21 protein-coding genes and 1 tRNA gene are annotated in these 22,477 nt (G+C 66.8%); 7 read left to right on the top strand and 15 right to left on the bottom strand.

All coding sequences use genetic code 11. The features are described from left to right. Positions 1-8: 8 nt before the first annotated feature. The 12 genes from ACSQ9A_RS09890 to ACSQ9A_RS09835 all read right to left on the bottom strand — a co-directional run bounded on the left by ACSQ9A_RS09890 (position 9) and on the right by ACSQ9A_RS09835 (position 10,751). Positions 9-1,262: an NADH-quinone oxidoreductase subunit D gene (locus ACSQ9A_RS09890; protein WP_093102427.1), complete on the bottom strand. Its 1,254-nt coding sequence runs from the start codon at positions 1,260-1,262 to the stop codon at positions 9-11. Between the two features lie 7 nt (positions 1,263-1,269). Beyond that, positions 1,270-1,878, bottom strand: coding sequence for an NADH-quinone oxidoreductase subunit C (locus ACSQ9A_RS09885; protein ID WP_093102425.1), 609 nt, complete (start codon positions 1,876-1,878; stop codon positions 1,270-1,272). A gap of 13 nt (positions 1,879-1,891) precedes the next feature. Continuing rightward, positions 1,892-2,371 (bottom strand): NuoB/complex I 20 kDa subunit family protein, encoded by a 480-nt coding sequence (locus tag ACSQ9A_RS09880; protein WP_021008163.1) that lies wholly within the window; start codon positions 2,369-2,371, stop codon positions 1,892-1,894. A 3-nt stretch (positions 2,372-2,374) separates the two neighbouring features. Next, positions 2,375-2,734 (bottom strand): NADH-quinone oxidoreductase subunit A, encoded by a 360-nt coding sequence (locus ACSQ9A_RS09875; RefSeq protein ID WP_093102424.1) that lies wholly within the window; start codon positions 2,732-2,734, stop codon positions 2,375-2,377. Between the two features lie 57 nt (positions 2,735-2,791). Beyond that, positions 2,792-2,876 (bottom strand) — tRNA-Leu (locus ACSQ9A_RS09870). Positions 2,877-2,995: 119 nt separating this feature from the next. Continuing rightward, positions 2,996-3,427: a preprotein translocase subunit SecG gene (gene secG, locus ACSQ9A_RS09865; RefSeq protein ID WP_093102422.1), complete on the bottom strand. Its 432-nt coding sequence runs from the start codon at positions 3,425-3,427 to the stop codon at positions 2,996-2,998. Positions 3,428-3,466: 39 nt separating this feature from the next. Beyond that, the gene (tpiA, locus tag ACSQ9A_RS09860; RefSeq protein ID WP_436303522.1) at positions 3,467-4,219 is read right to left on the bottom strand and encodes a triose-phosphate isomerase; all 753 of its coding nucleotides are present in this window, start codon (positions 4,217-4,219) and stop codon (positions 3,467-3,469) included. An 11-nt stretch (positions 4,220-4,230) separates the two neighbouring features. After that, positions 4,231-5,229, bottom strand: a complete 999-nt coding sequence (locus ACSQ9A_RS09855) for an NAD(P)H-quinone oxidoreductase (RefSeq protein ID WP_436303521.1) — start codon at positions 5,227-5,229, stop codon at positions 4,231-4,233. Positions 5,230-5,308: 79 nt separating this feature from the next. Next, positions 5,309-7,600: a polyribonucleotide nucleotidyltransferase gene (gene pnp, locus ACSQ9A_RS09850; RefSeq protein WP_436303520.1), complete on the bottom strand. Its 2,292-nt coding sequence runs from the start codon at positions 7,598-7,600 to the stop codon at positions 5,309-5,311. 208 nt (positions 7,601-7,808) lie between these two features. After that, positions 7,809-8,075 (bottom strand): 30S ribosomal protein S15, encoded by a 267-nt coding sequence (gene rpsO, locus ACSQ9A_RS09845; RefSeq protein ID WP_007837783.1) that lies wholly within the window; start codon positions 8,073-8,075, stop codon positions 7,809-7,811. Positions 8,076-8,286: 211 nt separating this feature from the next. Then, entirely contained in the window at positions 8,287-9,444 is a 1,158-nt protein-coding gene (locus ACSQ9A_RS09840; protein WP_436303519.1) for a pyridoxal phosphate-dependent aminotransferase, read from the bottom strand. Between the two features lie 20 nt (positions 9,445-9,464). Next, positions 9,465-10,751 (bottom strand): branched-chain amino acid ABC transporter substrate-binding protein, encoded by a 1,287-nt coding sequence (locus ACSQ9A_RS09835; RefSeq protein ID WP_436303518.1) that lies wholly within the window; start codon positions 10,749-10,751, stop codon positions 9,465-9,467. Between the two features lie 122 nt (positions 10,752-10,873). Here ACSQ9A_RS09835 and ACSQ9A_RS09830 point away from each other — a divergent pair, with 122 nt between their 5' ends. Both ACSQ9A_RS09830 and ACSQ9A_RS09825 read left to right on the top strand, forming a co-directional pair. Further along, a complete protein-coding gene (locus ACSQ9A_RS09830; RefSeq protein ID WP_436303517.1) occupies positions 10,874-11,245 on the top strand; it encodes an Hsp20/alpha crystallin family protein in 372 nt (123 codons plus the stop codon). A gap of 219 nt (positions 11,246-11,464) precedes the next feature. Then, positions 11,465-12,196, top strand: a complete 732-nt coding sequence (locus ACSQ9A_RS09825) for an alpha/beta hydrolase (protein ID WP_436290629.1) — start codon at positions 11,465-11,467, stop codon at positions 12,194-12,196. On the opposite strand, the gene tsaD is transcribed toward ACSQ9A_RS09825, so the two are convergent. Further along, positions 12,141-13,193, bottom strand: a complete 1,053-nt coding sequence (tsaD, locus tag ACSQ9A_RS09820) for a tRNA (adenosine(37)-N6)-threonylcarbamoyltransferase complex transferase subunit TsaD (RefSeq protein WP_436303516.1) — start codon at positions 13,191-13,193, stop codon at positions 12,141-12,143. The genes ACSQ9A_RS09825 and tsaD overlap by 56 nt on opposite strands. 85 nt (positions 13,194-13,278) lie before the next feature. Between tsaD and ACSQ9A_RS09815 the strand changes: the two genes are divergently transcribed. The 4 genes from ACSQ9A_RS09815 to ACSQ9A_RS09800 all read left to right on the top strand — a co-directional run bounded on the left by ACSQ9A_RS09815 (position 13,279) and on the right by ACSQ9A_RS09800 (position 17,908). Continuing rightward, a complete protein-coding gene (locus tag ACSQ9A_RS09815) occupies positions 13,279-14,580 on the top strand; it encodes a nitrate- and nitrite sensing domain-containing protein (RefSeq protein ID WP_436303515.1) in 1,302 nt (433 codons plus the stop codon). Positions 14,581-14,899: 319 nt separating this feature from the next. Beyond that, the gene (locus ACSQ9A_RS09810; RefSeq protein WP_093102409.1) at positions 14,900-16,144 is read left to right on the top strand and encodes a CmpA/NrtA family ABC transporter substrate-binding protein; all 1,245 of its coding nucleotides are present in this window, start codon (positions 14,900-14,902) and stop codon (positions 16,142-16,144) included. A gap of 10 nt (positions 16,145-16,154) precedes the next feature. After that, positions 16,155-17,078, top strand: coding sequence for a nitrate ABC transporter permease (gene ntrB, locus ACSQ9A_RS09805; RefSeq protein ID WP_436303514.1), 924 nt, complete (start codon positions 16,155-16,157; stop codon positions 17,076-17,078). Then, positions 17,075-17,908, top strand: coding sequence for an ABC transporter ATP-binding protein (locus tag ACSQ9A_RS09800; protein ID WP_244503705.1), 834 nt, complete (start codon positions 17,075-17,077; stop codon positions 17,906-17,908). Before ntrB ends, ACSQ9A_RS09800 begins: the two co-directional genes overlap by 4 nt. Before the next feature lie 21 nt (positions 17,909-17,929). Here ACSQ9A_RS09800 and ACSQ9A_RS09795 read toward each other — a convergent pair whose 3' ends face one another. Beyond that, positions 17,930-19,195, bottom strand: coding sequence for a type IV pili methyl-accepting chemotaxis transducer N-terminal domain-containing protein (locus tag ACSQ9A_RS09795; RefSeq protein ID WP_436303513.1), 1,266 nt, complete (start codon positions 19,193-19,195; stop codon positions 17,930-17,932). 265 nt (positions 19,196-19,460) lie between these two features. Between ACSQ9A_RS09795 and ACSQ9A_RS09790 the strand changes: the two genes are divergently transcribed. Beyond that, complete coding sequence (locus tag ACSQ9A_RS09790; RefSeq protein ID WP_093102404.1) at positions 19,461-20,738, top strand: MFS transporter; 1,278 nt, start codon at positions 19,461-19,463, stop codon at positions 20,736-20,738. 32 nt (positions 20,739-20,770) lie between these two features. On the opposite strand, the gene ACSQ9A_RS09785 is transcribed toward ACSQ9A_RS09790, so the two are convergent. Continuing rightward, positions 20,771-22,477: a protein kinase domain-containing protein gene (locus tag ACSQ9A_RS09785; protein WP_436303512.1), complete on the bottom strand. Its 1,707-nt coding sequence runs from the start codon at positions 22,475-22,477 to the stop codon at positions 20,771-20,773.

Here is a 22,477-nt window from a genome sequence, read left to right as displayed (position 1 = left end):
TCGTTCGCTCACCTGTCGATCTCGCCGAACACGATGTCCATGGTGCCAATCACCGCGACTGCGTCGGCAATCATGTGGCCGCGCGACATCTCGTCGAGCGCCGCCAGATGCGGGAAGCCCGGAGCGCGGATCTTCAGACGGTAGGGCTTGTTGGCGCCATCGCTCACGAGATAGATGCCGAACTCGCCCTTGGGATGCTCGACGGCGGCATAGGCCTCGCCTTCGGGCACGTGAAAGCCTTCGGTGAAGAGCTTGAAATGGTGGATCAGTTCCTCCATGTTCGCCTTCATCGACTCGCGCGCCGGCGCCGCGACCTTGTGGTTGTCGGTGATCACCGGGCCCGGGTTGACGCGCAGCCAGGCCGAGCACTGCTGGATGATGCGGTTGGCCTGACGCATTTCCTCGACGCGCACGAGATAGCGGTCGTAACAGTCGCCGGTCTTGCCCACCGGCACGTCGAAATCCATGCGGTCGTAGACCTCGTAGGGCTGCTTCTTGCGCAGATCCCATTCGACGCCCGAGCCGCGCAGCATCGGGCCGGTGAAGCCGAGATTCAGCGCGCGCTCAGGCGTTACCACGCCGATGCCAACAGTGCGCTGCTTCCAGATGCGGTTGTCGGTGAGCAGCGTCTCGTACTCGTCGACCATCTTCGGGAAGCGCTTGCAGAAGTCGTCGATGAAGTCCAGCAGCGAACCCTGGCGGTTCTGGTTGAGGCGCTCGATCGCCTTCGCATTCTTGATCTTGCTGACCTTGTACTGCGGCATCGCGTCCGGCAGGTCGCGGTAGACGCCGCCCGGCCGATAGTAGGCCGCGTGCATGCGCGCACCCGACACCGCCTCGTACATGTCGAACAGGTCTTCGCGCTCGCGGAAGCAGTAGATGAGCATGTTCATCGCACCGCAGTCCAGGCCGTGCGCACCCAGCCACAGAAGGTGGTTCAAGAGGCGCGTGATCTCGTCGAACATCACGCGGATGTACTGCGCGCGGATGGGTACGTCGAGGCCCATGAGCCGCTCGATCGCGAGGCAGTACGCGTGCTCGTTGCTCATCATCGAGACGTAGTCGAGCCGGTCCATGTAGGGCAGCGACTGGATGTAGGTGCGTGTCTCGGCGAGCTTCTCGGTCGCGCGGTGCAGGAGCCCGATGTGCGGATCGGCGCGCTGGATGACTTCACCGTCGAGCTCGAGCACCAGGCGCAGCACGCCGTGCGCCGCGGGGTGCTGGGGTCCGAAGTTCAGCGTGTAGTTCTTGATTTCGGCCATGTCGGTCTCAGTGCAATCCGCCGTAGTTGTCTTCGCGAATCACGCGCGGCGTGATCTCGCGCGGCTCTATCGAGACCGGCTGGTAGATGACGCGCTTCTGCTCCGCGTCGTAGCGCATCTCGACATGACCCGAGACCGGGAAGTCCTTGCGGAACGGGTGGCCGATGAAGCCGTAGTCGGTCAGGATGCGGCGCAGGTCGTCATGGCCTTCGAACACGATGCCGTAGAGGTCGAAGGCTTCGCGCTCGAACCAGCCGGCGGCGTTCCAGATGCCGGTCAGCGAATCGATCACCGGCAGATCTTCGTTGGGCACGAACACCTTGAGGCGCACGCGCTGGTTGAGGCTCACGGAAAGCAGGTGCGTCACCACGCAGAAGCGCTCGCCCTCCCACTCGCCTTCGCGGTAGTCGGAGTAGTCCAGGCCGCAGAGATCGATCAGCTGCTCGAAGCGGCAGCCGGGCGCGTCGCGCAGCAGGGTCGCGGCTTCCAGATAGTCGGCCGCGCCGACCACCACCGTCACTTCGCCGAGCGCGAGGGTGACGCTCTTGGCCTTGGCGCCAAGCGTTTCGGCGATCTGGGTCTGCAGTGCCTCGGGAGAAATAGCAAAGTCGGTCATCGTCTCTCGCTTCTCAGGCACGCGCGATCGTGTTGGTGCGGCGAATCTTCTGCTGGAGCTGGATGATTCCGTAGAGCAGCGCCTCGGCGGTCGGCGGGCAGCCCGGCACATAGACGTCGACCGGCACGATGCGGTCGCAGCCGCGCACGACCGAGTAGCTGTAATGGTAGTAGCCGCCGCCGTTGGCGCACGAGCCCATCGACAGCACCCAGCGGGGCTCGGGCATCTGGTCGTAGACCTTGCGCAGCGCCGGCGCCATCTTGTTGCACAGCGTGCCGGCCACGATCATCAGATCGGACTGGCGCGGGCTCGGGCGGAACAGCATGCCGAAGCGGTCGATGTCGTAGCGCGCGGCACCCGCGTGCATCATTTCCACCGCACAGCATGCGAGGCCGAAGGTCATCGGCCACAGTGATCCGGTCTTGGCCCAGTTCACCACCGAGTCGTAGGTGGTGGTGACGAAGCCTTCCTTCATGACGCCTTCAATGGCCATTGTTCATTCCCAGTCGAGCGCGCCCTTTTTCCACTCGTAGACGAAGCCCACGACGAGGATGGCGAGAAAAATCATCATGGCCCAGAAACCGACCGGACCGATTTCCTTGAGCGCGATCGCCCACGGGAAGAGAAAGGCGATTTCGAGGTCGAAAAGAATGAAGAGAATCGCCACGAGGTAGTAGCGCACGTCGAACTTCATGCGCGCGTCTTCGAAGGCCTCGAAGCCGCATTCGTAGGGCGCGTTCTTTTGAGCGTCGGGCCGATTGGGGCCGAGGATGTAACCGAGAACCTGCGGTGCGACGCCGACACCGACTCCGACCAGGATGAACAACAGGACGGGAAGGTAGGAATCGAGGTTCATCGGGGTCTTTTACCGCTTGACGCCGACAGGAAGATGAAGCTTCCTGTCGGCGAGATTTGGTGCGGTCGGCGAGACTCGAACTCGCACAGCTTTCGCCACTACCCCCTCAAGATAGCGTGTCTACCAATTTCACCACGACCGCGGTTTTGTGTGTCCGGATGGCATGAGGAACCCGATAGGGTTTTGGCTTTCCGGACAGCTTTAGAGTTTACCCTGAAATGAAGTCGTTTTCGCTCGGTGACCGCATCGAAAACGACAGGATCACTTGGTCGGGATCTGCGCAGCGCCCGAAGCCGGTGCAGCAGGCGCCGAAGCCGGTGCATTCGTGCCCGGTGCCGCAGCAGGTGCGTTGCCGGAAGGAATCTGCGATGCCGGGCCCGAAGGTGCGGGGGCAGGCGCCGGCGCCGGCGCGCCGATCGTGGCGCGCTCGAGCAGGCTGCCGCCGCCCGTCGGCCGTGCATGGCTGAAATAGGCGAGCAGCAAGGTGCATGCGAAGAACACGGCGGCGAGAACGCCGGTGGTGCGCGAAAGAAAGTTCGCGCTGCCGCTGGCGCCGAACAGGCTGCCCGCACTGCCGCTGCCGAAGGCCGCACCCATGTCGGCACCCTTGCCGTGCTGGATCAGGATCAGGCCGATCATCGCGAGTGCGGTGAGCATCTGTACACCCACCAGGATATTGAGGACCACGTTCATTCGTTCTAACTCCTAAATTCGTTCGCGGCTGCGCTGGTCTCAGCGTGCCGCAGCAATGATCTGCAAAAAGTCGGGCGCCTTCAGGGAAGCGCCGCCGATCAGGCCGCCGTCGATGTCGGCCTGGGCCAGCAGTTCGGCTGCATTGGCGGCGTTCATGCTGCCGCCGTAAAGGATGCGGATGCCTGCCGCGTGTTCGCTCGCCGCGTGATGCAGTTGCGCGCGCAGCAGCGCGTGCACGGCCTGCGCCTGCTCGGGCGTCGCGGTCTTGCCGGTGCCGATGGCCCAGACAGGCTCGTAGGCCACGACGATCTCGCTGATGCAGTGGCCATTGACATGGATCACCGCCGCGAGCTGACGCTTCACGACCTCTTCGGTGTGCCCTGCCTCGCGCTCTGCCAGCGTTTCGCCGACACAGACGATGGGCGCGATGCCGTTCGCGAGCGCAGCGGCGGTCTTGGCCGCCACCAGTTCGTCCGTCTCGCCGTGGTACTGGCGGCGCTCCGAGTGGCCCACGATCGCATAGCGCACGCCGAAGTCCTTCAGCATGGCCGCCGATTGCTCGCCGGTGAATGCGCCTTGCGGCTGCGCCGACACGTCCTGCGCGCCCAGCGCGATCGGCGATCCGGCGACGAGCGCCTGCACCTGCGCCAGGTACGGCGTCGGAACGCACACCGCGATGTCGCACGAAGGCGTGCCGACGCCCTGCAGCAGAGACTTCACCAGCGCCTCGTTGGCCGCGAGGCTGCCGTTCATCTTCCAGTTGCCGGCGATGAGCTTTTTCTTTGTCGTCATGTCTGTCTTGTTCACCAGGTCAGCACGATCTTGCCGATGTGCTGGTTCGATTCCATCAGGACGTGGGCTTGCGCCGCGCCGCTGGGCTCGCCCCGTGCGGCGAAGGTGCTGTGGATCACGGGCTTGACGGCGCCGCTTTCGAGCAGCGGCCAGACTTTTTCGCGCAAGGCCTTCGCGATCGCACCCTTGAATGCCACCGGCCGCGGGCGCAGAGTCGAACCGGTGATCGTGAGCCGCCTGCGCAACACCAGGCCCGCATTGAATTCGCTCTTTGTGCCACCCTGCACTGCGATGATCACGAGCCGGCCGTCCTCGGCCATGCATTCGATCTCGCGCGGCACGTAGGCGCCGGCCACCATGTCGAGCACCACGTCAACGCCCTTGCCGCCGGTGAGGAGCTTGACCTCTTCGACAAAATCGGACGTCTTGTAGTTGATCGCATGGTCGGCGCCGAGCTTCCTGCAGGCTTCGCACTTGTCGTCGCTGCCGGCCGTCACGATCACCGTCGCGCCGAAGGCCTTGCCGAGCTGGACGGCCGTGACGCCGATGCCGCTCGAGCCGCCCTGGATCAGCAGAGTCTCGCCCTTTTGCAATCGGGCCCGATCGAACACATTGCTCCACACGGTGAAGAGGGTCTCTGGCAGCGAAGCCGCCTCGGCATCGCTCCAGCCCTTGGGCACCGGCAGGCACTGGGCCACGGGCGCCACGCAGAGTTCTGCATAGCCGCCGCCCGCGATCAACGCGCAGACGCGATCGCCGACGGCGAAGCCAGCCTCGCGCATCGCGGCGGCATCGCCCGAAACGATCTCGCCCGCGACCTCGAGCCCCGGCAAATCCGAAGCGCCCGGCGGCACCGGGTAGTTGCCGGTGCGCTGGAGCACGTCGGGGCGGTTCACGCCGCTCGCGGCCACGCGAATCAGCAACTCGCCCGCGCCCGCGACCGGCGCGGGACGCTCGGCCACGCGCAGCACCTCGGGGGCGCCGTACGAAGTGATTTCAATGGCTTTCATGCTTTTCTCCGCTGCAGCGCCCGCCCTGGCGGGCAGACGCACGGTGAAATGACGGCAAAGGCGTCACCGCCCTCGCCTCTCAGGGCTGGCGGTCGCCGCCGTTGGGCTCTTGCGGCCGCGGGTCCTGTTCGACCGCCACCGCCTGCTCGCCAGCTTGCTCGCCGCGTTCGGCGTTGTCGAAGCGCGGTGCACGCTCGGCACGCGGCGGGCGATCGCCACGCTCGCGACGCTCGCCGCGGTCTTCGCGCGGCGGACGCTCGCTGAACTCCATGCCGGCCGGACGCTCGGTGAGCGCCTTCATGGACAGCTTGACGCGGCCCTTCTCGTCGGTCTCGAGCACCTTGACCTTCACGATCTGGCCTTCGCTCAGGTAGTCGGTCACCTTCTCGACGCGTTCGTGCGCGATCTGGCTGATGTGCAGCAGGCCGTCCTTGCCGGGCAGCAGGTTGATGAGTGCGCCGAAGTCGAGGATCTTGGTGACCGGGCCTTCGTAGGTCTTGCCGATCTCGACTTCCGCCGTGATCTGCTCGATGCGCTTCTTGGCCGCTTCGGCCTTGGCCGGGTCGGTCGAAGCGATGGTGATGGTGCCGTCTTCGTCGATGTTGATCTGCGTGCCGGTCTCTTCGGTCAGCGCGCGGATCACCGAGCCGCCCTTGCCGATCACGTCGCGGATCTTCTCGGGGTTGATTTTCATCGTGAACAGGCGCGGCGCGAAGCTCGAGACTTCGGCCTTGGCCTCGCCCATCGCTTCCTGCATCTTGCCCAGGATGTGCATGCGCGCTTCCTTGGCCTGCGCCAAGGCGACCTGCATGATTTCCTTGGTGATGCCCTGGATCTTGATGTCCATCTGCAGCGCGGTAATGCCGTTGGTCGTGCCGGCCACCTTGAAGTCCATGTCGCCCAGGTGGTCCTCGTCGCCCAGGATGTCGGTCAGCACGGCGAAGCGGTTGTCTTCCTTGATCAGGCCCATCGCGATGCCGGCCACGTGCGCCTTCATCGGTACGCCGGCGTCCATCATCGAGAGGCAGCCGCCGCAGACCGAAGCCATCGACGAGGAGCCGTTCGACTCGGTGATTTCCGACACGACGCGGATCGTGTAGGGGAACTCTTCCTTGGTCGGCAGGCAGGCCACGAGGGCGCGCTTGGCCAGACGGCCGTGGCCGACTTCGCGGCGCTTGGTCGAGCCCATGCGGCCCACTTCACCGGTGGCGAAGGGAGGCATGTTGTAGTGGAACAGGAAGCGGTCTTCGTACTCGCCGGCCAGCGCGTCGATGCGCTGCGCGTCGCGCTCGGTGCCGAGCGTGGTCACGACCAGCGCCTGGGTTTCGCCTCGCGTGAACAGGGCCGAGCCGTGGGTGCGCGGCAGCACGCCGTTGCGGATCTCGATGGGACGCACGGTGCGCGTGTCGCGGCCGTCGATGCGCGGCTCGCCCGAGAGAATCTGGCTGCGCACGATCTTCGATTCGATCGCGAACAGGAGGTCGTTGACCTTGCCGGCGTCGAAGGGCTCGCCGCTTTCCTTCAGCGCATCCATCACGCTGGCATTGGCCTCGCGCAGGGCTTGCGTACGAGCCTGCTTGCTGCGGATCTGGTAGACGGCGCGCAGCTTCTCTTCGGCCAGACCCTTGACCTTGGCGACGAAGGCTTCGTCCTCGGCCGGCGGCTGCCAGTCCCACACCGGCTTGCCGGCGTCGCGCACGAGTTCGTGGATCGCATTGATCGCGATGTTGGCCTGCTCATGGCCGAACACCACGCCGCCGAGCATGATTTCCTCGCTCAGCTGCAGGGCTTCGGACTCGACCATCAGCACGGCCGCTTCGGTGCCGGCGACGACCAGGTCCATCTGCGAATCCTTGCGCTCGGTCTGCCCCGGATTCAGCACGTACTGACCGTTGATATAGCCCACGCGCGCGGCGCCGATCGGGCCGCTGAAGGGAATGCCGGAGATCGACAGCGCGGCGCTCGTGCCGATCATGGCGGCGATGTCGGCGTCGACTTCGGGATTGAGCGACAGCGTGTGGATCACCACGTGCACTTCGTTCAAAAAGCCCTCGGGGAACAGCGGGCGGATCGGCCGGTCGATCAGGCGCGAGGTCAGCGTCTCGAGTTCGCTGGGCTTGGCTTCGCGCTTGAAGAAGCTACCGGGGATCTTGCCGGCGGCATAGGTCTTCTCGATGTAGTCGACGGTCAGCGGGAAGAAATCCTGGCCCGGCTTGGCTGCCTTGGAAGCGACGACGGTGGCCAGCACGACGGTGCCTTCGATGTCCACGATCACGGCGCCGCTGGCCTGGCGGGCGATTTCGCCGGTTTCCAGAACGACGGTCTTGCCGCCCCACTGGAAGGTCTTGGTGACTTTGTTGAAGAGACTCATGTTTAGCTCCTGTTTTGATTAGCGGGTTTGCCTGTGGTGATCACAGACCCCGCGGGGCCGGAGCGCTTTCCAGAACACGATGCCATTCCAGAGAAATTCGGCGAGAACTTCGTTGGAATGACACAGCTTCGCTCTGTTTTGGCGGCTCCGAAGTAAAAAACGCCTGAGCTAGCGGACTAACCCAGGCGTTCTTGCATGCGATTCGGCCCTACTTGCGCAGACCCAGCTTGGCGATCAGCGCGGTGTAGCGGTCGGCGTCCTTGGACTTGAGGTAGTCCAACAGCTTGCGGCGGCGGCTCACCATGCGCAGCAGGCCGCGGCGGCCATGGTGGTCCTTGGCGTGCGTCTTGAAGTGCGGGGTGAGTTCGTTGATGCGGGCGGTCAGCAGTGCGACTTGCACTTCGGGGCTGCCGGTGTCGTTGGCGGCGCGGGCGTTGTCCTTGACAACTTCCGCCTTGATGGAGGCTGCGATCATTTGATGATTTTCCTGTTCCGGAATGTTTGACTTGCGGCGGGCGCTGGAACTGCACCCGCCGTGCGCCTTGCGGCATGCAAAGCCTTGGGATTATAACCCGCCCCCGGGCTTCGCGCACTTCGTGTCGCGCGCGCCTTCCCCCTACCGGGGGCGATGCCGACCGACCGGCAAAGCCGGATCGGTGGCATCCCTGGCATGAAAACCCGAACGACTATCGGGCTGCCAGCCAGGTCTTGAGCCGCTCGACGCCCTGCACCAGGCGTTGCGGATCCTTCGAGGCAAAGCACCAGCGCAGCCAGCCCTGCGCCTCGGGTGCGAAAGCGCTCCCCGGCGCAAGCCCGAGCCCGGCCTCGGCCACCAGGCGCTTGGCCAGCGCCAGCGAATCGTCGAAGCCTTCGAGCTTGAAAAATGCGTACATGCCGCCGCGCGCGGGCGCCACCTGGACGCCCGGGATGTCGGCGAGCAAGGGCACCAGCGTGTCGCGGCAGGCCTTGAGGTGCGCGACCACGCGCGGCGTGATCTCCTGGCTGTGCGCCAGCGCAGCGATGCCGGCGCGCTGGGTGAACACGCTCGCGCAGGAAGTGTTGAATTCGATCAGCTTGCCCATGCCGTCCATCAGCACCGGCGGCAGCACCAGCCAGCCGAGGCGCCAACCGGTCATGAGGAAACTCTTGGAAAAGCTGTGCGCGACGACGAGCCGGTCGTCCGGCGTCGAGATGTCCAGAAAGCTGGGCGCGCATCCCTTCGGCGTGGCGTCGAAATAGAGCCGCTCGTAGACCTCGTCGGCCAGGATCCATGTGCCGGTCTGACGGCAGTGGTCGAGGATCGCCTGCTGCTCCGCGCTCGCAAGGGTCCAGCCGGTCGGGTTGTTCGGCGCGTTGACGATGAGCAGCTTCGTCGCCGGCGTGACCGTGGTGCGCAGCGCGTCGAGGTCGAGCGTCCATTGCCCTGCCTTCGGCACCAGCGGCACGGAACGCACGCGCGCACCGAGGATCGCGGGCTGCGCCGTCAGGTTGGGCCACACGGGCGTGACCGCGACCACTTCGTCGCCCGCATCGACCAGCGCCTGCACCGCCAGCATCAGCGCATTGACGCCGCCCGAGGTGATGGCGATGCGCGAGGCCTCGATCGCCGGATGCAGCCCGCTCATGTACTGCGCAACGGCCTCGCGCAGTTCCGGCAGGCCCAGGTTGTGGGTATAGAAGGTTTCTCCTTGTTGCAGCGAATCGATCGCCGCCTGGCGGATCACCTCGGGCGTCACTTCGTCGCTCTCGCCGAACCAGAAGGCCAGCACGTCGCTGCGGCCCAGGCCGGCGTTGGCGACCTCACGGATCTTGGAGGCTTCGAGGTTGTGGATGGCTTGGCGCATCGTGTCTGTTCCTTGGAAATTCAGGAGCGCTGCATCTTGCAGCTGGTGGGCATCTCGGCCCGTTCTGCAGGGATTGTCCTCACGACGCGGAAGCCGTAGCCGGAGCCTTCGACGTCGAACTTCACGCCGGGCGTGCCCTGCTTGTCCATCACGCCGACCACCAGGGCCTGCTGGAACTGGTGATCGGCGGCGCGCATGCGGCCGCTCTGGCCCGCCAGCGTGACCTCGGCCTTTTCGAGCGCGCGCGCCACGGCCACGGTGTCGACGCTGCCGGCGCGTTCGACCGCCTGGGCCAGCGACTCGACCAGCAACTGCATGCGCATGTGCACGTAATCCTCGGCCGGTTTGGGGAAGCGCTCGCGAAAGGCGCGGTAGAAGGCTTCGGACTCTCGCGTCTGCACGTTCGGCAACCAATCCGCCACAGCGACCACGCGGCCGATGCCGGCATCGCCGATGGCCGCCGGCGCACCGAGCGCGTTGCCGTAGAAGGTGTAGAAGCTGCCGTTGAAACCCGCCTCGCGCGCCGCCTTCACCAGCAGCGTGAGGTCGTTGCCCCAGTTGCCGGTGATCACGGCCTGCGCGCCGCTCGCGAGGATCTTGCTGGCGTAGGGCGCGAAGTCCTTCACGCGGCCCATCGGATGCAACTCGTCGCCGACGATCTGCACATCCGGCCGGAGCGCGCCGAGCTGCCGCTTCGATTCGCGCAGCACGGCCTGGCCGAAGCTGTAGTCCTGCCCGATCAGGTAGACGCGCTTGAGCGCTGCGTCGTTCTTCAGCACGTCCATCAGCGCCGTCACGCGCATGTCGGCATGCGCGTCGAAGCGAAAGTGCCAGAAGCTGCAGCGCTCGTTGGTGAGCACCGGATCGACCGCCGAGTAGTTGAGGAACAGCACGCGGCGCGACGGGTCGCGCTCGTTGTTCTTCTCGATGGCGTCCACCAGTGCGGCCGCCGTAGCCGACGAATTCCCTTGCAGCACGATGCGCGCGCCGTCGTCCATGGCCGCGCGCAGCGCCGACAGCGCCTCCTCGTTCTGGCCCTTGCTGTCATAGCGGTCCAGCTGCAGAAAGCGGGCGCCGCCGGGCAGCTTGACGCCGCCGCGCGCATTCACGCGCTCCACGGCCCACAGCAGGTTGCGGAACACCGCTTCGCCGGTGTTGGCGAAGGGCCCGCTCATGCTCTCGATCAGCGCGAGCCGGATCGGCGGCGGCGCGGGCTGCGCATACACCGGCGCTAGCGCCGCCGCGCATAGCGCCATAGCGGCGAATTTCAAGGCCTTGCGGCGCCAAATAAAGCTGGAAAAACTCATCTTGAAACGCCTCCCGCCGCGCCTAGATGAGGTGGCAAGCGGCACTTGTGTTGTTTGAAACGCCGCGCAGTGTAAGGGACACACATTCTTGTCCCCATTGTGTTCATTCAGGAGTTCCCATCATGTTTTTTGCACCCGCAATTCGCACCGCCCGCTTCGTGCCGCGCGCCTATGACCAGCGCCTCGAGCGCTTCGTGAACGATGCCTTTTCCGCCGCGCGCCGCTCGCTCAATGTCGAACAGGACGAAAAGACCTGGACGCTGACGATGGACGTTCCGGGCTTCTCGCGCGAAGACCTGACGATCGGCATCGAAGGTGCCGTGGTTCGCATCGAAAGCAAGGCAGATGCAAAACGCCAATTCAAGGCCGCTTATGAACTGCCGCAGGACATCGAGGTCGCCACCAGCGAAGCCAAGCTCGAGAATGGCGTACTGACTCTGAAATTGGGCAAGCTGGTCCCCGTCAGCAACGCCGCCCAGCTCGCCATCAACTGATACGAAATTGTTTCAGAAGCTTGGAAGACGCAAGAAGGTAATCGGGCCGGTAACTTTTTGTTGCCGACCTGATTCATTTCTGAACTCAAAATAAGTACAGAGAACGTCACATTTGTGGCGTTTTTTTCAAATGCTTTCCTCCTAATTGGCGTTCGATACCTTGACTGCGGGCAGCAGAAAGAAGTCTCGGGCGCTCGACGAAGCGCCATGAAAACGCACTTGAAACTTGCTCACGACGATTCACGGTCGGACACCTTGCTGGTGTTCCTGCCGGGCGCGTTCCTGAAGCCTGAAGAGTTCGAGCGCGAAGGCTTCATCAGCGCGGTCAGGGAGCGGGATCTGGCGGCCGACGCCCTGCTCGTCGACGCCGACGTGTCGTACTACTACGACCAGACCTTCATCGAGCGGCTGCATCACGACATCCTCCGGCCGCAGCGTGCGACGGGTTACAAGTCGATCTGGCTGGTGGGCATCTCGATCGGCGGTTTCGGCGCCCTGATCCACGAACTGGCCAAGCCCGGCGCCGTCGACGGCATCGTGGCGCTGGCGCCCTACCTCGGACGGCGGCCGGTCGGCGCCGAGATCCACAAGGCCGGCGGCCTGCGCGCCTGGAAGGCGCCCGAAGGCCCGCCGCCGGACCAGGAGGTCGATCGCAAGCTCTGGCCCTGGCTTCAGCAGTACGCGGCCTCCAAGCCCGCCAAGGGCCTGCCGCCGCTGTACCTGGGTTTCGGCCTCGCCGACCGCTTCGCCGCCAATCACCGCCTGCTGGCGGAGGCCTTGCCTGCCGGGCGCGTGTTCACGACCGAAGGCGGCCACGACTGGCCGCAGTGGTCGCAACTCTGGCGCAAGGTGCTCGAGGTGCTGCCGCTGCCCTCGCACGGCAAGAAAGGCGCGACTACCCGAACTCCGGCTCCGGCGCGCAGAGCGAAGCCAGTGGCCATCGCGGCTTGACGTCGAAGGCATAGCGCTCGCTCGCCTGCCCCAGGCCGGCCTGCAGGCGCATCGCGGCGGCCATCGCGATCATGGCGCCGTTGTCGGTGCACAGGTGCAGCTCGGGGTAGTGCACGCGCACGCCGCGCTTCGCGCATGCCGCATTGAGCTGTTCGCGCAAAGCCCGGTTGGCACCCACGCCCCCGGCCACCACCAGCCGGTCCAGCCCGGTCTGCTCGATGGCGGCCAGTGATTTCTTCAGCAGCACGTCGACGATCGCGGCCTGGGTCGAGGCGGCCAGATCGGCCTTGCGCGCTTCGAGCTCGCCGCCGAGTTTCCTGGCCTGCGTCAGCACCGCCGTCTTCAAGCCGGCAAAGGAGAAGTCGAGGTCGCCGCTGTGCAGCAGGGGCCGCGGCAGCTTGAAGGCCGCGGCGTCGCCCTCCTCCGCCAGCTTGGCGAGCCAGGGGCCGCCAGGATAGGGCAGGCCCATCAGCTTGGCGCTCTTGTCGAAGGCTTCGCCTGCTGCGTCGTCGATGGTCTCGCCGAGCAGCTCGTAGCGCCCCACGCCGTCGACCCGCATCAGTTGCGTGTGACCGCCCGAGACCAGCAGCGCGACGAAGGGGAACTCGGGCGGATCGGCACTGAGAAAGGGCGACAGCAGGTGGCCTTCCAGGTGATGCACGCCCAGCACCGGCTTGCCAAGCGCCGCGCCCAGTGCACAGGCCACGCCGGCGCCCACCAGCAGCGCGCCGGCCAGCCCCGGCCCGCGCGTGTAGGCGACGACGTCGATCTCGGGCAGGGAGCGGGCGGCCTCGGACAACACCGTCTGCGCCAGGGGCAGCACGCGCCGGATGTGGTCGCGGCTGGCCAGCTCGGGCACCACGCCGCCATAGGCCTGATGCATCGCGATCTGGCTGTGGAGCGCGTGCGCGGCCAGGCGCGGCAAGCCGCTCGCGCCGGATTCGACCAGGGCCACGCCGGTCTCGTCGCAGGACGATTCGATTCCCAATACAAACATGCGACGAGTGTAGGGTGCGCACGATGTCGGGGCACGGATGTTGCTGCATGTCCTTAGGATGGCTCTTCAGCCATGCCGCCCCACGATGAAATCCGGACTGAGCTTTCTGATGGCCGCCCTGCGCTGCGAAATCGACGCGCTGGAGCAGCTCGCCCGCACCAGCGCGCTGGTCGGCACGATCGGCCGCCTGGTCCATGCGCTGCAGCGCGAACGCGGCATCTCGAACGTGCTGCTGGCGTCGCGTGGCCACCGTTTCGTCTCGCAGCGCAGCGAGCAGATCGCCGAATGCCTGCGCGTGGAAGAGGCGGTGCGCGCTTCGTTCGATCAGCTCGAGGCCGACGCGGGCCGCATCGGCAACGGTGCGCGCCTGTTCAGCCGCATCGCCTGGGTGCTGCCGGGCCTCGAGGGCCTGCCCGAGCTGCGCCGTCGCGTCGGCGCCTTGGAGCTCAGCCCGGCTGAGGCGACGGCCGCCTTCGTCAAGCTGATCGCAGGGCTGCTCGCAGTCGTGTTCGAGGCCGCGGACGGCGCCACCGACCCGGAAATCTCTCGCCAGCTGGTGGCCATGTTCAATTTCATGCAGGGCAAGGAGTTCGCCGGCCAGGAGCGCGCCTGCGGCGCCGCGGCCTTCGCCTCGGGCCACAACGACAGCGCGCGCCAGCAGCAATGGCTGCATCTGATCGAATCGCAGGAGCGCTGCTTCCAGGTCTTCGCCGAGTTCTCGGGCGCGCGCATCGCCGAGCTCTGGCGCAGCAGTCAATCCTCCGCCCAATTGGCGGAGCAGGAACGGCTGCGCCGCATCGCCTGCGCGGCACCCGCCGGCGTGGCACTCGATACCGAACTGAGCCAGACCTGGTTCGACTGCTGCAGCCGGCGCATCGACGCCATGCAATCGATCGAAGAGCGCCTGGCCGCCGACCTGCGCCGGATCTGCGAACAGAAAACGAGCCAGGCCCGGGCCGAGCTGCAGGCCCATGACGCGCTGCTGGCCAAGCTGGCGCGCGAGGCGGGTACACCGGCGGCAGTCTTCTTCGACGAGCAGCCCGCTGCAGACGCGCCGGGCCACCCGCAAACCATGGGTTCAGCCACGCCCTATGGCCGGCAGCTCGAGCGATCGATTCTGGAGATGGTGCAGGAGCAGTCGCACCGGCTGCAGGCGATGAGCGACGAACTCGACACCGTGCGCGCGGCCCTGAACGAGCGCAAGCTGGTCGAACGCGCCAAGGGCCTGCTGATGGCACACCGCCGCCTCAGCGAGGAGGAGGCGCACAAGATGCTGCGCCAGACAGCCATGAGCCAGAACCGCAGGCTGGTCGACGTCGCCGAATCGGTGCTCTCGATGGCCGAATACCTGCCCGGCGAGCCGGCGTCCCGGGCGCCTCGCACCTGAATTGGTGCGCTGCACAACAACTGTGCTTCGATCGCAGTTCAAGGGATTCGGCGCCTCTTGCCTCACGACGCGGACTTCGGAGGCTATCGATTTGATAGCAAACCACCCCTCTGAACTGCTGGCACGCAGTTTGCTTAACAAACCTGCATAGACCTGCAAGGGTCTTCAGGCAGGTGGCATCCAACGGCGGGTGCGACCCACCGAACCGGACAAAGGCGTCCCCATCCCGCAAGGGCTCGTTATCGAGCGGCCCGTGCGTGGTCGGGACGCCTTTTTTGTTTTGTGCTTTTTGTCTTTTCTTCATTCCGGAGCTCGCCCCATGACCGATTTGCTGAAACCGAAGTTGAATCGCCGCCGCGTGCTGCAAGCCGCCGCCATCGGCGCGGTCGGGCTCGACCCCGCCCTGCGCGCAGCCGTCTGGGCCCAAGGCTCGGACAAGCCAGAAAAGGAGGAAGTCAAGATCGGCTTCATCCCGCTGACCGACTGCGCCAGCGTCGTCATGGCCTCGGTGCTCGGCATCGACAAGAAGTACGGCGTGAAGATCGTGCCGAGCAAGGAAGCCAGCTGGGCCGGTGTGCGCGACAAGCTGGTCAATGGCGAGCTCGACTTCGCCCACGTGCTCTACGGCCTGATCTACGGCGTGCACCTCGGCACCGCCGGGCCGAAGAAGGACATGGCCATCCTGATGACCCTCAACAACAACGGCCAGGCGATCACGCTGTCGAAGAAACTGGCCGACAAGGGCGCGGTCGACGGCGCCTCGCTGGCCAAGGTGATGGCGAAGGAGAAAGGCGAATACACCTTCGCCCACACCTTCCCGACCGGCACCCACGCGATGTGGCTCTATTACTGGCTGGCCGCCAACGGCGTCAACCCGTTGAAGGATGCCAAGGTCATCACCGTGCCGCCGCCGCAGATGGTTGCCAACATGCGCGTGGGCAACATGGACGGCTACTGCGTCGGCGAGCCCTGGGGCCAGCGCGCGATCATGGACGGCATCGGCATCACGGCCGTCACCACGCAGGACATCTGGAAGGACCATCCCGAGAAGGTGCTCGGCACCACCGGCGACTTCGTCAAGAAATACCCCAACACGGCGCGCGCCGTGACGGCCGCGATTCTCGAAGCCGGGAAGTGGATCGACGCCGGTCTGCAGAACAAGAACAAGATGGCCGAAACCATCGCCGACAAGAGCTACGTCAACACCAGCGTGGACGCCATCAACCAGCGCATCCTGGGCCGCTACACCAACGGCCTGGGCAAGAACTGGGACGACCCGAACCACATGAAGTTCTACAACGACGGCGCGGCGACCTTCCCCTACCTCTCCGACGGCATGTGGTTCCTCACGCAGCACAAGCGCTGGGGCCTGCTGAAGGAGCATCCGGACTACCTCAAGGTGGCCACGGAGATCAACCGCATCGACATCTACAAGCAAGCTGCAGCCGCGACCAAGACCTCCGTTCCCAAGGACACGATGCGCAGCAGCAAGCTGATCGACGGCGTGGTGTGGGACGGCAAGGATCCGAAGAAGTACGCCGAGTCGTTCAAGGTCAATGCCTGAGGAGCCCGCCATGGTCAGTGCCGTCTTTCACTCCCCGCTCGAGGCTGCCCAGGGGCAGCTCGCCACGCCGGCAGCCGCCAGGAAGTCCGCGGCCGCCTCCGTCCCGCCTGCAGAGCCCGCGCAGGAAGAGACCACGCCCCGCGCCCCGCGCGACTTCAGCTGGATCTGGCTGCGCGTGCTGCCGCCGATCCTTGGCTTTGCGTTGCTGGTCCTGATCTGGGAACTCGTGGCGCTGAAAAGCACCACCGGCTTCCCGTCGCCGGCCGCCGTCTGGCAACAGGCGCTGACCGTGTTCAGCGATCCCTTCTACAGCAAGGGCCCCAACGACCAGGGCGTGGGCTGGAACGTGCTCTCGTCGCTCCAGCGCGTGGCGCTCGGCTTCGGGCTGGCCGCCGCGGTCGGCATCCCGGCCGGCTTCGCGATCGGTCGCTTCGAGTTCCTCTCGCGCATGTTCAATCCGCTGATCAGCCTGCTGCGACCGGTGTCGCCGCTGGCCTGGCTGCCGATCGGCCTCCTGGTCTTCAAGGGCGCCAACCCGGCCGCGATCTGGACCATCTTCATCTGCTCGATCTGGCCCATGATCATCAACACCGCGGTGGGCGTGCAGCGCGTGCCCAGCGACTACATGAATGTGGCGCGCGTGCTCAATCTTTCCGAGTGGAAGATCCTCACCAAGATCCTGTTCCCCGCCGTGCTGCCCTACATGCTGACCGGCGTGCGCCTCGCGGTCGGCACCGCCTGGCTGGTGATCGTGGCGGCCGAGATGCTGACCGGCGGCGTCGGCATCGGCTTCTGGGTCTGGGACGAGTGGAACAACCTCAACGTCGCCAACATCATCATCGCGATCTTCGTCATCGGCATGGTCGGGCTCGTGCTCGAGTTCGCGCTGATCCGGATCGCCACCGCATTCACGTTCGAAGAGGTGAAGGCATGACCCTTCGACAAGCTCAGGACGATCGGTCCATCATGAAGTACATCGAAATCCACGACGTCGAACAGCGCTTCAAGACGCCCAAGGGCAGCTTCCTCGCGTTGCGCGACATCAACCTGCAGGTGGCCAAGGGCGAGTTCATCACGCTGATCGGGCATTCGGGCTGCGGCAAGTCCACGCTGCTGAACCTGATCGCCGGCCTCACCACGCCCACGCAGGGCGTGCTGCTGTGCGCCAACCGCGAGATCAAGGGCCCGGGGCCCGAGCGCGCGGTGGTGTTCCAGAACCATTCGCTGCTGCCCTGGCTCACCTGCTACGAGAACGTCTACCTCGCCGTCGAGCGCGTGTTCGCTTCGACCGAGAACAAGGCGCAGCTCAGGGCGCGCACCGAAGCGGCGCTCGCGCTGGTCGGCCTCACGCCGGCCGCGCAGAAGCGCCCCGGCGAAATCTCCGGCGGCATGAAACAGCGCGTGGGCATTGCGCGCGCCCTCTCGATGGAACCCAAGGTGCTGCTGATGGACGAGCCCTTCGGCGCCCTCGACGCGCTGACGCGCGCCAAGTTGCAGGACGAGCTGCTGGCCATCGTGCAGAAGACGCACAGCACGGTGGTGATGGTCACGCACGACGTCGACGAGGCGGTGCTCCTGTCGGACCGCATCGTCATGCTCACCAACGGCCCGGCCGCCACCATCGGCGAGGTGCTGGCAGTCGACATCCCGCGCCCGCGCAACCGCGTCGAGCTCGCGGAAGACCCCGTCTACGTGCACGCCCGCAAGGCCGTAATCGACTTTCTCTACACGCGCCAGGCGCACGTGGAGAAGGTCGCGGCCTGAGCGAGCAGGCCGAACACAGGCTCAGGACATGATGACCTGCAGGCTGTGTTCGTACGAGGCGGTGAGCCGGTCGAAGGTATCGGCCAGCACCTCGCTGGCGCGCACCAGATCGGCGCGCCCCTCGGCCCGGTCGGCATGGCGCACGCCGCGCACCAGCCGCAGCCATTCGTCGCGGGCGCCATGGAGCGCGTCGCGGATCTCGGGCGAGCTCAGCGGCGCGCGCTCCAGCTCCAGCAGCGAGGCCTCGAAAGTGTCCATGGTGGGCGCGAGGCGCGCGCTCCACGCGCCCTCGGGCAGCATCGCGGCGAGCAGCGCGTCCTTGGCCAGGCGCTGGGCGCGCATGCGCTGCCGCCCGCAGAGATTGACGATGCGCAAGGCCCTGCGGCCCGCGGAGGATTCGAGCACGTCGGTGAGCGCCTCGGCCGCGACCAGCAGGTCTTCGCCGCTGGCGTCGATGGCGGTCAGCGAGGCCGCGGACAGCCGCGAGGACAGCGCCGCATCCATGGCATCCCATGCCGAGCGCACGGCCGCCAGCGCCTGCATCGAGGTCGAATCCAGCGGGAGGGAAGCCAGGTGATCGAGGTTGTCCTTGACCCGCTCGACCGACTGCGCGCGCAGGCTGCGGCTGCGCCGCGCATCCACATCCGCGAGCGCCTGCGCCGCCAGGCGCACCAGCCGCTGCGAGAGCATGCGCAACTGCCCGGCACGGTTGATCGCCTCGGCCCACTGGGCCGCCTCGACCACCGAACGCGAGAGTTCACCGACCCGCAGGTTGGCGTGCATCGCTGCACCGCGCAGCATGCCGAACGCGGCGTCCTCGCCGATGCCGCGCGCCGACATCAGGAGCCCCTTGGCGCGGTCCACCCACTTGCGCTCGTCGAGATGGGCGAGCGAGCGCGCCAGCGTGTCGCGCAGCGCAGCCTCGCGTTGCCAGCGCGCCTGCGCGCGCGCCAGCACGGCGCGCAGGCTCTGTGCATCCAGGGTTTCGGCGCACGACCAGGCGTGCACGCCCAGCTCGACGAGCGCCTCATGCACTTCTGGCGACAGCGGCTCGCTGATCACCACGACCGGATGCGGCGGAGCGCCAGCCCAGGTATGCAGGGCGGCCTGCAGGTCAGGGATCGATGCGGGCCTGTGGATCAGCACCTGTTGCGGTGCGAGCATGGCGGCCTCCTGCACCATCGTGTCGCAGGTGCTGAAGCCGATGGCGGCGGCATCCGCGCCCGCCAGCACTTGGCTCAGCACCTCGGCATCGGAGTCAGGCAAGACGAGCAAGAGTCGAATCATGGAAGTTGGATCGCGAACGAGGGGGGCGAGCGCAGCATAGGCGAAGCGAGCCTCTCGCGGCAGGCACGCATCTTGCGTAAGGGAAGGCACGGTGTAACGAAGCACCGCTTTGGTGAAGTCCTCGGCCTCCGCGCCGACCCGGGTCCCGGCAGGGACTCGCTCACCGCCCATCCATTCCGCCGGCTCCCGGCGGGAAACTCCTATTCATCGCCCATCCACGCAGCCGCGCCACGGCTGTGCGGATGCTTTACGCATTGCCACCGCCATGTCCAGCTTCAAATCATTCCTGCGCTCCGGGCACGCACCCACCCTCTTCGCGGCCTTCTTCTACTTCATGTTCTCGTGCTGCATCTGGGTGCTGAACGGTGCGATGGCGCCCTTTATCGGCGAGGCCTTCCAGTTGAATCCCGCGCAGATGGGGTTGATGCTGTCGATCCCGATCATCGCCGGCGCGCTGATGCGCTTTCCGCTCGGCATCCTGTCGCAGTACATCGGGCGCAAGAACGCCACGCTGGTGGAGATGGGGCTGATCGCGGTGGCGATGCTGTTCGGCTTCTTCATGGTGCACAGCTTCAACGACCTGCTGGCCATGGGCGTGCTGCTGGGCATCGCGGGCGCCAGCTTCGGCGTGGCCCTGTCGCTGGGCTCGGGCTCCTTCCCGCCGCAGAACAAGGGCCTGGCGATGGGGCTGGTGGGCGCCGGCAACGTGGGCACGGCGCTGTCGGTGCTGGTCGCGCCGCCGCTGGCGCAATGGCTCGGCTGGCAGGCCGTCTACGGCGTCGCGGCGGTGGCCATCCTGCTGCCGATGGCGGTGATGGTGCTGTTCGCGCAGGAGCCGCCCGACGTCGACAGCCACGCCGGCCTGCGCGAGCACGTGGCCTGCCTGTTCGAAAAGGACGGCTGGGCCTTCAGCCTGATCTACGGCGTCACCTTCGGCGGCTTCATCGGCCTCACCACCTTCCTGCCCTCCTACTACTACGACCAGTTCGGCGTGAGCAAGGTGCAGGCGGGCCAGCTGACGATGCTGGCCGCGTTCATGGGCGCGGCGGTGCGCGTGATGGGCGGCTGGATCTCCGACCGCTGGGGCGGCGTCAACACGCTGACGCTGGTGCTGGTGGTGTCGGCGGTCTCGCTGGCGCTGATCGGGCTCTCCTCCGGCTCGCTCGCGATCACCACGCTGCTGCTGATGGTGTGCTTTGCCGCCCTGGGCGCGGGCAACGGCGCGCTGTTCCAGCTGGTGCCGCTGCGCTGGCCGACGACCACGGCCGTGGCCGGCTCGATGATCGGCGAGATCGGCGCCCTGGGCGGCGGCCTGGTGCCCAATGCGATGGGCCTGTCGAAGCAGTACCTGGGCACCTACATGTGGGGCTTCATGCTGTTTGCAGTGCTGGCCCTGGTGATGCTGGGCGTCATGCGGGTCATGCAGATCCGCTGGACGCGGACCTGGGCCGAGAAGGGCGGCCGCGCACGCAGCACGCCGGTCGATCCAGCCGGCGAGGGCGACCGGCCGGTCCGGCCGCTGCGCCGCAGCGCCGGACGGTGATGCCCATGCGCCACCCCTCCTCCCTCCTGCGCTCAGCGCGGCAGGAACAGCAGCCAGTAGACGAGCAGCGCGTTGAAGAGCAGCGACGCGGCCAGCGCGATCTTCCACAGCAGGGCCGGATCGCGCCGCACCAGCGGCGTGGCGGCCGGCGCGCCGACCGGGCGGGCCGCGCCGCGTTCGAGCGCCAGCAGCATCTCCTCGGCGGTCTCGAAGCGCTGCCGCGGATCGCGCGCCACCGCCTTGCGCACCAGATGGTCGAGCCAGATCGGCACGTCCGGCCGGATGCGCGAGAGCGCTACGGGATCGCGCCGGTAGCGGGCGATCTGGTAGGGCTCGATCTCGCCGTAAGGCAGGCGCCCGCCCAGCCATTGGTACAGCACCACGCCGAGGGCGAACAGGTCGCTGCTGGCATCGGGCGCGACGCCCTCCCATTGCTCGGGGTTCATGAAGCTGGGCGTGCCGGCATGCAGCTCGCGCTGCGCCGCGCCCTCGCGGCCCGAGAGCGCCACGCCCAGGTCGAGGATGCGCCAGCAGCCGTCGTCGCCCAGGTGCAGATTGCCGGGCTTGATGTCCCGATGCACCACGCCGTGGCGGTGCAGCCGGCCCAGGCTCTTGCAGATCTGGACCGCGGCGGCCACCACCTCCGCCACGGCCGGGCGCATGCCCGAGCGCAACATCTGTTCGACGGTGCGACCGCCATGCCAGTCGAACACGGTGTAGAGCGCGCTGGCGTCGTCGGCGCGTTCGTGCACGCGCACGAAGCCGGGCTCGCCGCGCCCGCCCACGCGCAGGCCCAGCCAGGCCTCGTGCGCCAGCATGGCGCGCTCCTCGGGGTCGCTGGCGCGCGAAGGGTGCAGGGTCTTGAGCGCGACCAGCGCGCGGGTGGGCACATGGCGCGCCTGGTAGAGCCGGTGCACGCCGGTGTCGGCGACCAGCGCGGTGATCGCGTAGCCGTCCAGCACCTCGCCCACCTTCAGCGCCGCGGGCGGATCCAGGCGGCGCGCATCGCCCAGCTCGTCGTGCAGCTGGCGCGCATCCAGCCCGAGCACGCGGATGACGAGCGCGGTGGCGTTGTCGCGGGTGCCGGCGGCGATCGCCGCGTCGACCAGCGCGTCGCTGGCCTGCTGCGCATTGGTGGCCAGCGCGAGCTCGGCCACGCGCGCAGGCTTCAGCACGCCGTGCACGCCGTCGGTGCTGAGCACGAAGCAGTCGCCGATGCGCAGCTCGCCTTGCATGTAGTCGACGCGCACGTGGTCGTCGAGGCCCACCGCGCGCGTCAGGCGGCTGCGCAGGTCGGGATGGTCCAGCGCATGGTCGACGCTCAACTGCATGGCCGCGCCCTCGCCCTTGCGCACGCGCCAGGCGCGCGTGTCGCCCACATGGGCCAACGTGTAGCTCTGCCCGTGCAGGGCCAGGGCGGTCAGCGTGGTCATGGCGCTGTCCTGGCGGCGGCGCCGGTTGTGATCGGCCAGCCAGGCGTTCTGGGCGGCGATCAGTCGGTCCATCGCGACCGTCGGCTCCCAGGTGTCGGGTGTGGCGAAGTAGTCGCCCAGAAGGCCGATGACGGTGGTCTGCGCCGCCTCCAGCCCGTGGCCGCCCGAAGAAACGCCGTCGGCGATCGCCGCGATCAGCCCGCGCGACTCCTCGCCGCGCGGCGCATGCACCGCGCCGGCGAAGTCCTCGTTCTGCGGGCGCGGCCCGCGGTGGCTGCTGTAGCCGATCTCTACTTCGAAGCTCAT

This window comes from Variovorax sp. LjRoot290 (genome assembly GCF_964253985.1).
Lineage (GTDB): Bacteria > Pseudomonadota > Gammaproteobacteria > Burkholderiales > Burkholderiaceae_C > Variovorax.
The sequence above is the reverse complement of the archived record's forward strand: the minus strand, read 5'-3'. Positions and strand labels throughout refer to the sequence as shown.

Excerpts from the sequence above, each read along its gene's own strand:
- ACSQ9A_RS09785 (WP_436303512.1), bottom strand. The coding sequence starts at position 22,477 with ATGAGCTTCGAAGTAGAGATCGGCTACAGCAGCCACCGCGGGCCGCGC.
- ACSQ9A_RS09810 (WP_093102409.1), top strand. The coding sequence starts at position 14,900 with ATGACCGATTTGCTGAAACCGAAGTTGAATCGCCGCCGCGTGCTGCAA.
- ntrB (WP_436303514.1), top strand. The coding sequence starts at position 16,155 with ATGGTCAGTGCCGTCTTTCACTCCCCGCTCGAGGCTGCCCAGGGGCAG.
- ACSQ9A_RS09815 (WP_436303515.1), top strand. The coding sequence starts at position 13,279 with ATGAAATCCGGACTGAGCTTTCTGATGGCCGCCCTGCGCTGCGAAATC.
- tsaD (WP_436303516.1), bottom strand. The coding sequence starts at position 13,193 with ATGTTTGTATTGGGAATCGAATCGTCCTGCGACGAGACCGGCGTGGCC.
- ACSQ9A_RS09875 (WP_093102424.1), bottom strand. The coding sequence starts at position 2,734 with ATGAACCTCGATTCCTACCTTCCCGTCCTGTTGTTCATCCTGGTCGGA.
- secG (WP_093102422.1), bottom strand. The coding sequence starts at position 3,427 with ATGAACGTGGTCCTCAATATCCTGGTGGGTGTACAGATGCTCACCGCA.
- ACSQ9A_RS09840 (WP_436303519.1), bottom strand. The coding sequence starts at position 9,444 with ATGCGCCAAGCCATCCACAACCTCGAAGCCTCCAAGATCCGTGAGGTC.
- ACSQ9A_RS09885 (WP_093102425.1), bottom strand. The coding sequence starts at position 1,878 with ATGACCGACTTTGCTATTTCTCCCGAGGCACTGCAGACCCAGATCGCC.
- ACSQ9A_RS09835 (WP_436303518.1), bottom strand. The coding sequence starts at position 10,751 with ATGAGTTTTTCCAGCTTTATTTGGCGCCGCAAGGCCTTGAAATTCGCC.
- ACSQ9A_RS09795 (WP_436303513.1), bottom strand. The coding sequence starts at position 19,195 with ATGATTCGACTCTTGCTCGTCTTGCCTGACTCCGATGCCGAGGTGCTG.
- tpiA (WP_436303522.1), bottom strand. The coding sequence starts at position 4,219 with ATGACGACAAAGAAAAAGCTCATCGCCGGCAACTGGAAGATGAACGGC.
- rpsO (WP_007837783.1), bottom strand. The coding sequence starts at position 8,075 with ATGATCGCAGCCTCCATCAAGGCGGAAGTTGTCAAGGACAACGCCCGC.
- ACSQ9A_RS09790 (WP_093102404.1), top strand. The coding sequence starts at position 19,461 with ATGTCCAGCTTCAAATCATTCCTGCGCTCCGGGCACGCACCCACCCTC.
- ACSQ9A_RS09890 (WP_093102427.1), bottom strand. The coding sequence starts at position 1,262 with ATGGCCGAAATCAAGAACTACACGCTGAACTTCGGACCCCAGCACCCC.
- pnp (WP_436303520.1), bottom strand. The coding sequence starts at position 7,600 with ATGAGTCTCTTCAACAAAGTCACCAAGACCTTCCAGTGGGGCGGCAAG.
- ACSQ9A_RS09830 (WP_436303517.1), top strand. The coding sequence starts at position 10,874 with ATGTTTTTTGCACCCGCAATTCGCACCGCCCGCTTCGTGCCGCGCGCC.
- ACSQ9A_RS09855 (WP_436303521.1), bottom strand. The coding sequence starts at position 5,229 with ATGAAAGCCATTGAAATCACTTCGTACGGCGCCCCCGAGGTGCTGCGC.
- ACSQ9A_RS09800 (WP_244503705.1), top strand. The coding sequence starts at position 17,075 with ATGACCCTTCGACAAGCTCAGGACGATCGGTCCATCATGAAGTACATC.
- ACSQ9A_RS09880 (WP_021008163.1), bottom strand. The coding sequence starts at position 2,371 with ATGGCCATTGAAGGCGTCATGAAGGAAGGCTTCGTCACCACCACCTAC.